This window comes from Dactylosporangium sucinum, from assembly GCF_014647515.1.
In the GTDB taxonomy this organism is placed as follows: Bacteria; Actinomycetota; Actinomycetes; order Mycobacteriales; family Micromonosporaceae; genus Dactylosporangium; species Dactylosporangium sucinum.
The window spans coordinates 36,864-44,565 of the sequence record NZ_BMPI01000085.1; the positions used below are offsets into that span (position 1 = coordinate 36,864).

Genomic DNA, 7,702 nt, shown 5'->3' on the forward strand with positions numbered 1-7,702 from the left:
GGCACCCCCCAGGCGACGCTATACCGTGCGACGGAGACGGTCGGTCAGCACGGTCGCGGCCCGGACCGCGGCCAGGCGGCCGTGCATCAGGACCATCAGGTCCTCGACTGCGCACGCCGGCGGCGTGTAGTCCAGGGCGGCGGCCAGGTGCGGGTGGCGCTTCGCCCACGCGGCCAGGGAGCGGGACATGGCCTCCTCCATCGCGTGCGGCGGGCGCGGCGCGGCGGCGAAGGCGGCCAGGAGACGCTCCCGATACGGCCAGTAGGACCAGACCTTCGTCTCGTCCACCAGCTGGGCGACGGCGTCGTTGCGCTGGTAGACGAGCGCGAGCTGGATCGAGTCCACGCGGCCGTCGCGGATCAGGTCGTCGATCAGCGGGTGGCGGGCGTGCGCGCCGGCGACTTCGTAGAAGGTGCTGCGGCTGCCGCGCGGCTGCGCCGCGTCGACGATGCTCTTCCACGTCAGTGGGGCACCAGGAGCGGACTCGACCAACCCGGCCACGGCCAGGAAGTAGATCGTCTTGGTGCGCCAATGGCTGCGCTTCGCCGACGGGTTGCTGGAGAGCCGCCGGTGCCACCGTCCGATGACGGTGTTGCCGAGTTCCGGAGTGGTGATCGCGAGTGTCATCGGTCGGGCCCCTTGTCGATGGCGCTTACGTGGATCGAGCGTCTCCTGACGGACGGACGAGGGCATGACGTATTCACGTGGTCTTCCCGTGGCGCAGGGGCGCCGGGCTGCGAAGATCCCCCGGCGATGCCCCCGACGACGTGGGCGAGGACCGCGTCCCAGTCGTCCGGCGGCGCGGCTGCGCGCCAGGCGACGTGCTGGTCAGGCCGCACGAGGACGAGCGGACGATCCCAGCTGCGCAGTACCGCCGGATCCCCCGACGGCAGGTGGGTCATGGGAATGCCGCGGCGGCGGGCTCGCTCGACCAGTCCCGCGCCCGACCCCTCGTCGGTCAGGTCGACCAGCGTCAACGCCGGCCCCAGCCGGTCGAACAGCTGGGATCCGTCGGCCAGACGGACGGACGGGGCCCGTCCACCCGGCCACGTGGTGGGCGTGATGCGATGGCCGTTGCGGGAGGGGGGCGTCCCCCGGTCGTGCCAGATGACCGCCGACGATGCGTACCTCCCGGCGAACTGGATGCCCATCGGGTCGAGCCGGTGCGTCTCCTGGTGCAGCACGCCCGCCAGGAACTCGCGCGACGCCCCGGCCTCGGCGAGCCGCCCGAAGCGGCGCCGGGTCTCCAGCGCGCGGGCCAGCAGCTCGCGGTCCATGAGGGCGCGCGGCCGGCGCTCCAGCTCGTAGCTGGCCAGCAGGCCGGGCCCGCCCCACCCGTGGAGCACGGCGGCGAGCTTCCAGCCGAGGTCGACGGCGTCGCCGATGCTCGTGTCGGCGTTGTCGGTGACCGGGTGGAACCGGTGGGCGGCCTCGCCGACCAGGAAGACGGGGCCGCGACGGTACTGTCCGGCGACCGCGAGCGAATCGTCCCACTGCGTGACCCCGAGAACCTCCGGCTTGGCGAGGGCGGCGCCGAGCCGGCTGCGTAACATCGCCACCGGGTCGGTGGTGAGCGGCTCGTCGGCGCCGACCGGCAGTTGCCCGACCCAGCCGTTGCGCTCGTCGCGCGCCACGAGCGTCAGCCCGCCGACGACGATCGTCGACAGCGCCCGGCCGCGCGGATGCAGATGCGGGTCCTCGCTGCGGAAGTACACCGAGCAGTGCGGCGCCGGCGACCCCAGCTGCTCCATCGGCACGTCGAGGCAGCGCCGCACGGTGCTCTGCGCGCCGTCGCAGCCGGCGACGTACCGCGCCTCGACGGTGTGCCGGACCCCGCCGCGCACCTCGAGCATGCTCGCGCCCACGCCGTCCTCGTCGATGCGCAGGCCAGTGAATGTCCACCCCTCGCGCAGGTCGATGAGCGGATGGTCGCGGACCGCGTCGCGCAGCCGCTTGGCCAGCCGCGCCCCCGGCACCCGCAGGTGCAGCTCGGCGGGCGCGCTGCCGTCGTTGACCTGCGCGTACCGACCGCGGAGCTGGTTCACCGACGGGTAGTGCGAGACGAGCACGGGCGGCTGGTCGAGCCCCTGCCGCCACTCGTAGTCGCTGGGGGAGTCGGGATCGACCCCGAGCTCCCGGATCGCCGCGGCGAGCCCGAGCCGCCGCAGCAGCTCCATGCTCCGCCCGGTGAGCAGGTCGAGGTCGGGATGCTTGGGCTCGGTGAGCGACCGCTCGACGACCACACAGCTCACGCCGTGGTGCGCCAGCTCCAGCGCGAGAACCGCCCCGACGACGCCGGCCCCGACGACGAGCACCTCGGTCCGCAGTGACGACGCTGCCACGGGCTACCCCCAATCCCCGAACGACACAGCCTCATGCTGGTCCGCCGCGGGGGCACCGCACATCACGGCAATACGTGGTTTCCGGGGCTGCGCTCAGCTCCGCACCATGGTCAGCGCCACGTGGTCCGGGCGGATGTCGCCGACCATCGCGAACCCGGACCGGTCGACGTCACAGCAGAACGGCAGGTCCCGGGACAGGTCGACGCGTTCGGCGGCGGGCAGCCCGGCGGCGCTGCGGGCGTGCTCGGCGGCGCCGGCCATGATGCCGGCGACGAGGTCCGCCGGGCGCGGCGCCGACCCGTCGAGCAGGGCACGCAGGTGCTCCGCACAGGCCCGGTCCTCCTCCGTCAACCCCGTGCAGACCAGCGTGCACGGCGTCGCCGGGTGGTGTTTCGTGATCCATCGAGCGGTGGACCCGGCGTTGCGCGCCGAGGCCGCGAGCAGCGCCGCCGGCGCGGGGTACCGGACGAGCCCGCGCGTGCCGTTCGAGGTGGACTGGATCAGCTCCCGGCCGCCGACCTCAGCGACCGACATCTCGAACGGCGAGTTGCCGAAGTCGAAGTCCGCCGGCGTGAGCCCGCCGTTCTCGCCGCCGAGGAGACGGCTGGGGTGCCGCCGCCGCAGCGCCCGGCCGGCCTCGGCGGACGGCACGCAGGCGATGCCGGGCACGCCCCGCTCGAAGGCGACCGCGGCGGTGGTGAAGGCCCGGATGACATCGATGACGACGACAACCGTCCCCGCCGGCACCTCGGCGTCCATCCCGACGATCTGCCCGGGCACTACGCCGGCCGCCCGGCCCGCACCGCCGTGACGACCGCACCGAGCCCGGCGACCAGCCCGGCCAGGACGAGCGAGGCGGCGGAGAAGCCGACCTTCCCGGTGTTCGAGAACGCGAGGACGAGGGTGTACCCCGAGCAGACCGCGGCCGGCGCCAGCAGCGCGAGCGCGACGAGCCGGCCCTGCACGACCCAGCGCAGCAGGAGCACCGCGAGGACGAGGTACCCGATCCCGGTGAGCACCGCCAGCCACCCGGCCAGCGCCCCGAGGGCGGTCGGGTCGACCCCGTAGTGATCGAGCTGGTCCCGGGCGTCGAAGACGCGGAACCCGAGCCACTCGAAGAGCAGCCCGGCGATGGCGGCCGTCCATACGGCCCGCGCGCCGGGGGCGTTCACCGATGACGTCATATCGACGATCGTAGGTGCTAAGCCCTGTTTCGTAGCAGGGTTGCGGTGCGGTCGCGCTGGTAGGCGCAGCCGGCCGCTTCGAAGCGGGCCGCCGTCGCCAGCACCCCGTCCCGGTCGCCGTCCAGCAGGGCCTCCGCCCGATCGAGCTGCGCACCGGCGATCGGGTTGCCCGCCACCACCGCGCGGGCGGCGGCGATGAACGAGCGCGCCGCGGGATGGCCGGACAGCACGGCCGCCTCGGCGCGCAGCGCCACGTACCAGTGCAGCCAGATCCACGTCACCCACTTCCACACCTCCTCCGGCTCCGGCGCCAGCCGGTCCAGCGCCTCCGCCGCCCGGCCATGGTGGAGGAGGAACATGGCGTCGAAGACCGCCCCGTAGCCCGTGCTGCGCTCCGGGGTGGCGCCGAGCTCGTCCGCGATCGACAGCCACGGATCGCGGGAAGCGCCACGCAGGCCGTGCACCATCGCCACGGCCGCCGCCGTCGCGGCCAGGCGGGGAGCGCGCAGCCGGCCCGTCCGCTCCCACGCCTCCAGGAAGCGGGCGGCCGTCTCGTCGTCCACCGAGCCGGCCAGGGCGTCCGTCATGAGCAGCCAGGACAGGCCGTAGTGGCCCACCTCGGCCAGCAGCGGCAGGTCGGCCAGCCGGCGCGACCACCGCCGGGCCGTCGGCAGGTCACCGATGCCCAGCGCCGTGTCGATGCCGGAGACCAGCGCGTCGGTCAGCTCGTGCATGCTCGCCGGCGTCGCCGGCACCGACGACAGCAGCTCGATCCGGCCGCGCGCCGTCGCCGCCGCGCCGAAGCTGTCGCCGGCCCAGCTCTGGGCGCCGGCCAGGCCGTCCAGGGCTGCCGAGACGGCGAGGGGGTCGGCCGCCCCGCGGGCCAGGTCGACCGCCCGCGTGGCCGCGACCAGCGTCGCAGCGGCCGCGTTCGACGACGGGCCCTGGTCGGAGCCGAACGTGTCGGCCTGCACCGCGGCCTCGGCGAGGGCCACCGCGGGGTCGTCGCCGGCCAGCGACCGGGCCGCGGACAGCAGCGCCGCCGGCTCGTCGGCCGGGGGGAGGTGTGTGAACGCGCCCGAGAAGCGGTACGCGGTGATGGCGGCCGTGGCCAGGTCGGCGGCGGCGCCCGAGAGCGCGGCGGCGGCGCGGTGCAGGCGGTACATGTCGTCGCCGAGCAGCCGGCAGCCCGCCACGGCCGCCGCCGAGCGCAGCGCCGCCGCCGCGGCCACCGGGTCGTCGGTGAGGGCGGCCGCCTGCTCGTACCGCTGCTGCGACTCGCCGACCAGGTTGCGGCTGAAGGCCAGCCCGGCCAGCGCCGCCGCCAGCCGGTGGGCGGGCGGGCCGGACGCCGAGCCCAGGGCCGCCCGCAGGTCGTCGGCCACCGCGTCGAACCGGGCCCGCCACGGCCCGTCGGCCGGGCCGTCGCGCAACGAACGGGCGCTCGCGAGGCACCAGTCCAGATGGCGGCCCTGCACCGAAGACAGCTCGTCGGCCGCCGACAGCTGCGACAACCCGTACTGCCGGATCGTCGCCAGCGCCCGGTAGCGCGTCCCGCCCGTCGCCGGGGCCGCCGCCAGCAGGCTCTGCTCGGTGAGCCGGGACAGCCCGTCCACCACCGCGGCCGGCGACAGCGGCGCGAACCCGGCGACCTGCCCGGCGGCGTCGGCGGTGAACGGCGCCGCGAACACCGAGACGCGCCGCAGCAGCGTCTGCTCGTCGGGCTCCAGCAGGGCGTTGGACCAGTCCAGCATCGCCCGCACCGAGCGCTGCCGCCCGTTGGCCCGCGCCCCGCCGGTCAGCAGGCGCAGCTGGTCGGGCAGCACCGCGGCGAGCCCGTCGAGGCCGAGCGTCGGCAGCCGGGCGGCCGCGAGCTCGATCGCGAGGGCCACCCCGTCGAGCTGCCGGCAGATCTCGGCGGCCTGGTCGCGCTGCTCGGGCGGCACCGGCCAGCCCGCGGCCGCCGCGCGGTCGGCGAACAGGTCCACGGCGTCGGAGTCCAGTGCCATCGGCGGTACCGGATGAATCCGCTCGAAGGGCACCATCAGCCGCGCCCGGCTCGTGGCCAGCACCGTCAGCCGCGGGCATCCGGCCAGCAGCCGCTCCAGGAACGGCGCGACCCCGTCCCGGACGTGCTCACAGTTGTCGAGGACCAGCAGCGCGTGCCGGTCGGCCAGCGCGGCGACCACCGACTCGTCGATGCCGCGGCCCTGCTGCTCGCCGATGCCCACGGCGGCGGCCACGGCGGCGCCGACCATCGCCGGGTCGCTGATCGGCACCAGGTCGACGAACCACACGCCGTCGGCGAAGTCGCCAGCCGCGTCGGCGGCCACGGCGAGGGCCAGCCGGGTCTTGCCGACCCCGCCCGGGCCGACCGCGCTCACCTGCCGGTGCGCGGCGACCGCCGCGGCCAGCTCGGCCCGCTCCCGGGCCCGGCCGACGAACGCGGTCACCGGCGCGGGCAGCCCGGAGGCGGCCCGCCCGCCGCGCGCGGCCCGGCTCCACTCGGCCGCGACCTGGGCGAGCGCCCGGCGGTCCGCCGCGCCGAGCTTGCGCAGCAGCGACGCCACGTGGGTCTCCACGGTGCGGACCGAGATGTACAGCCGGGCGCCGATCTCCGCGTTGCTGAGGTGCACGCCGACCAGGGCCAGCACCTCGGCCTCCCGCCCCGAGATCCCCGCCTGCGCCACCACGGGCTCCATCCTGCCCCAGGGCCCGCGGGCCACTCAGTGGTGGGCTCCGTGGTCGCCACGGATGTGGGCGGGGCCGCCCCGGCGCGAGGCTGTGTGTCATGAACGCAACGCCGGACACCGGAGGAGAAATCATGATCAAGACCGTGCTGCACCCCGTGTCGGACCTGGCCGCGGCCAAGCGGGTGTACGCCGCCCTGCTCGGCGCCGAACCGCAGACCGACAGCAGCTTCTACGTCGGCTTCGAGGCCGGCGGCCAGCAGATCGGCCTGGTGCCGGGCGGCGGCCCGCAGGCCATGACGTCGCCGGTCGCGTACTGGCACGTCCCGGACATCGAGGCGAAGCTCGCCGAGGTCGTCGCGGCCGGCGCCGTCGTCAAGGAGGGCGTCAAGGACGTCGGCGGCGGCCGGCTGGTGGCCACCGTCACCGACCCCGACGGCAACGTCCTCGGCCTGCTCCAGGACAACTGACCGGAACCGGAAAAAAGGGGAGGATAACGCACATGAGCAGTGTGTTCTCGGCCGAGGAGCGGGCCGCCATGAAGGAGCACGCCCAGGAACTGAGGAAGCCGCGCAAGGGCAAGGCGGACGCCGAGGCCGACGTGCTCGCCAAGATCGCACAGATGCGCGACGACGACCGGATCCTCGGCGAGCGGATTCACGCCATCGTCAAGGCCGGCGCGCCGGACCTGGCGCCGAAGCTGTGGTACGGCATGCCCGCCTACGCCAGGGACGGCAAGATCGTCTGCTTCTTCCAGAGCGCGCAGAAGTTCAACGCCCGGTATGCGACCCTCGGCTTCAGCGACCAGGCGAACCTCGACGACGGCGCCATGTGGCCGAGCGCGTTCGCCCTGAAGTCCCTCACCGCCGCCGACGAGGCCCGCATCGCCGCGCTCGTCAAGCAGGCCGCGAACTAGGTTGAAAGGGAACCAACCATGACACCGCCGCCGCCCCGGACCGTCGGCCAGCGCCGCACGGACACCCTGCACCGGCTCGACCACGACGTCGACGTCTGGGTGGCCACCGCCGACGCCGCGGGCGCTCCCCATCTGGTACCGCTGTCGTTCCTCTGGGACGGCGAGACGCTGCTCATCTCGACCGTCGCGACCAGCCCGACGGCCCGCAACCTGCGGGCCGGCGGGCGGGTCCGGCTGACCGCCGGCCCGACCCGCGACGTGGTGCTTGTCGAGGGCTCCGCGGAGCTCGTCGACGACCTCACCGCCGAGGTGGGCGACGCGTTCGCGGTCAAGACCGGCTTCGACCCCCGGGAGCTGCGCGACTACGCGTATTTCCGCATCCGCCCGGAGCGCATCCAGGCCTGGCGGGAGGCCAACGAGCTGGCCGGCCGCGACCTGATGGTGGGCGGTGCGTGGCGGGGCTAGATCCTTGGGTTTGAGAATCTGGACAGGAGTGCTCGCCGACACCCCATGGCCGGAACGCAAGATCGACCAGGTGATGCCGCTGATCCGTAAGGCCGCCGCCACCGG

Annotated in this window: 8 protein-coding genes; 3 read left to right on the plus strand and 5 right to left on the minus strand. The window is 74.7% G+C overall.

Annotation, left to right across the window (positions count from 1 at the left end; genetic code table 11):
- Window positions 1-18: 18 nt before the first annotated feature.
- The 5 genes from IEZ31_RS48815 to IEZ31_RS48835 all read right to left on the minus strand — a co-directional run bounded on the left by IEZ31_RS48815 (window position 19) and on the right by IEZ31_RS48835 (window position 6,216).
- Window positions 19-627: a hypothetical protein gene (locus tag IEZ31_RS48815; protein ID WP_229837025.1), complete on the minus strand. Its 609-nt coding sequence runs from the start codon at window positions 625-627 to the stop codon at window positions 19-21.
- Entirely contained in the window at window positions 624-2,342 is a 1,719-nt protein-coding gene (locus tag IEZ31_RS48820; protein ID WP_229837026.1) for an FAD-dependent monooxygenase, read from the minus strand. The genes IEZ31_RS48815 and IEZ31_RS48820 overlap by 4 nt, the downstream gene beginning before the upstream one ends.
- A 93-nt stretch (window positions 2,343-2,435) precedes the next feature.
- On the minus strand, window positions 2,436-3,101 hold the full coding sequence (locus IEZ31_RS48825) for a 2-phosphosulfolactate phosphatase (RefSeq protein WP_190256982.1): 666 nt from the start codon (window positions 3,099-3,101) through the stop codon (window positions 2,436-2,438).
- 20 nt (window positions 3,102-3,121) lie between these two features.
- Window positions 3,122-3,526, minus strand: coding sequence for a hypothetical protein (locus IEZ31_RS48830; RefSeq protein WP_190256983.1), 405 nt, complete (start codon window positions 3,524-3,526; stop codon window positions 3,122-3,124).
- Window positions 3,527-3,543: 17 nt separating this feature from the next.
- Window positions 3,544-6,216: an ATP-binding protein gene (locus tag IEZ31_RS48835; protein ID WP_229837028.1), complete on the minus strand. Its 2,673-nt coding sequence runs from the start codon at window positions 6,214-6,216 to the stop codon at window positions 3,544-3,546.
- Between the two features lie 134 nt (window positions 6,217-6,350).
- Here IEZ31_RS48835 and IEZ31_RS48840 point away from each other — a divergent pair, with 134 nt between their 5' ends.
- The 3 genes from IEZ31_RS48840 to IEZ31_RS48850 are packed head-to-tail and all read left to right on the plus strand — an operon-like array spanning window position 6,351 to window position 7,597.
- A complete protein-coding gene (locus tag IEZ31_RS48840) occupies window positions 6,351-6,686 on the plus strand; it encodes a VOC family protein (protein WP_190256985.1) in 336 nt (111 codons plus the stop codon).
- A gap of 32 nt (window positions 6,687-6,718) precedes the next feature.
- Window positions 6,719-7,132 (plus strand): iron chaperone, encoded by a 414-nt coding sequence (locus IEZ31_RS48845; protein ID WP_190256986.1) that lies wholly within the window; start codon window positions 6,719-6,721, stop codon window positions 7,130-7,132.
- Between the two features lie 18 nt (window positions 7,133-7,150).
- A complete protein-coding gene (locus IEZ31_RS48850; protein WP_190256987.1) occupies window positions 7,151-7,597 on the plus strand; it encodes a pyridoxamine 5'-phosphate oxidase family protein in 447 nt (148 codons plus the stop codon).
- The last annotated feature ends 105 nt before the right edge of the window (window positions 7,598-7,702 follow it).

Coding starts and splice junctions, on each gene's coding strand:
- IEZ31_RS48815 (WP_229837025.1), bottom strand. CDS start 627: ATGACACTCGCGATCACCACTCCGGAACTCGGCAACACCGTCATCGGA.
- IEZ31_RS48825 (WP_190256982.1), bottom strand. CDS start 3,101: ATGGACGCCGAGGTGCCGGCGGGGACGGTTGTCGTCGTCATCGATGTC.
- IEZ31_RS48830 (WP_190256983.1), bottom strand. CDS start 3,526: ATGACGTCATCGGTGAACGCCCCCGGCGCGCGGGCCGTATGGACGGCC.
- IEZ31_RS48840 (WP_190256985.1), top strand. CDS start 6,351: ATGATCAAGACCGTGCTGCACCCCGTGTCGGACCTGGCCGCGGCCAAG.
- IEZ31_RS48845 (WP_190256986.1), top strand. CDS start 6,719: ATGAGCAGTGTGTTCTCGGCCGAGGAGCGGGCCGCCATGAAGGAGCAC.
- IEZ31_RS48850 (WP_190256987.1), top strand. CDS start 7,151: ATGACACCGCCGCCGCCCCGGACCGTCGGCCAGCGCCGCACGGACACC.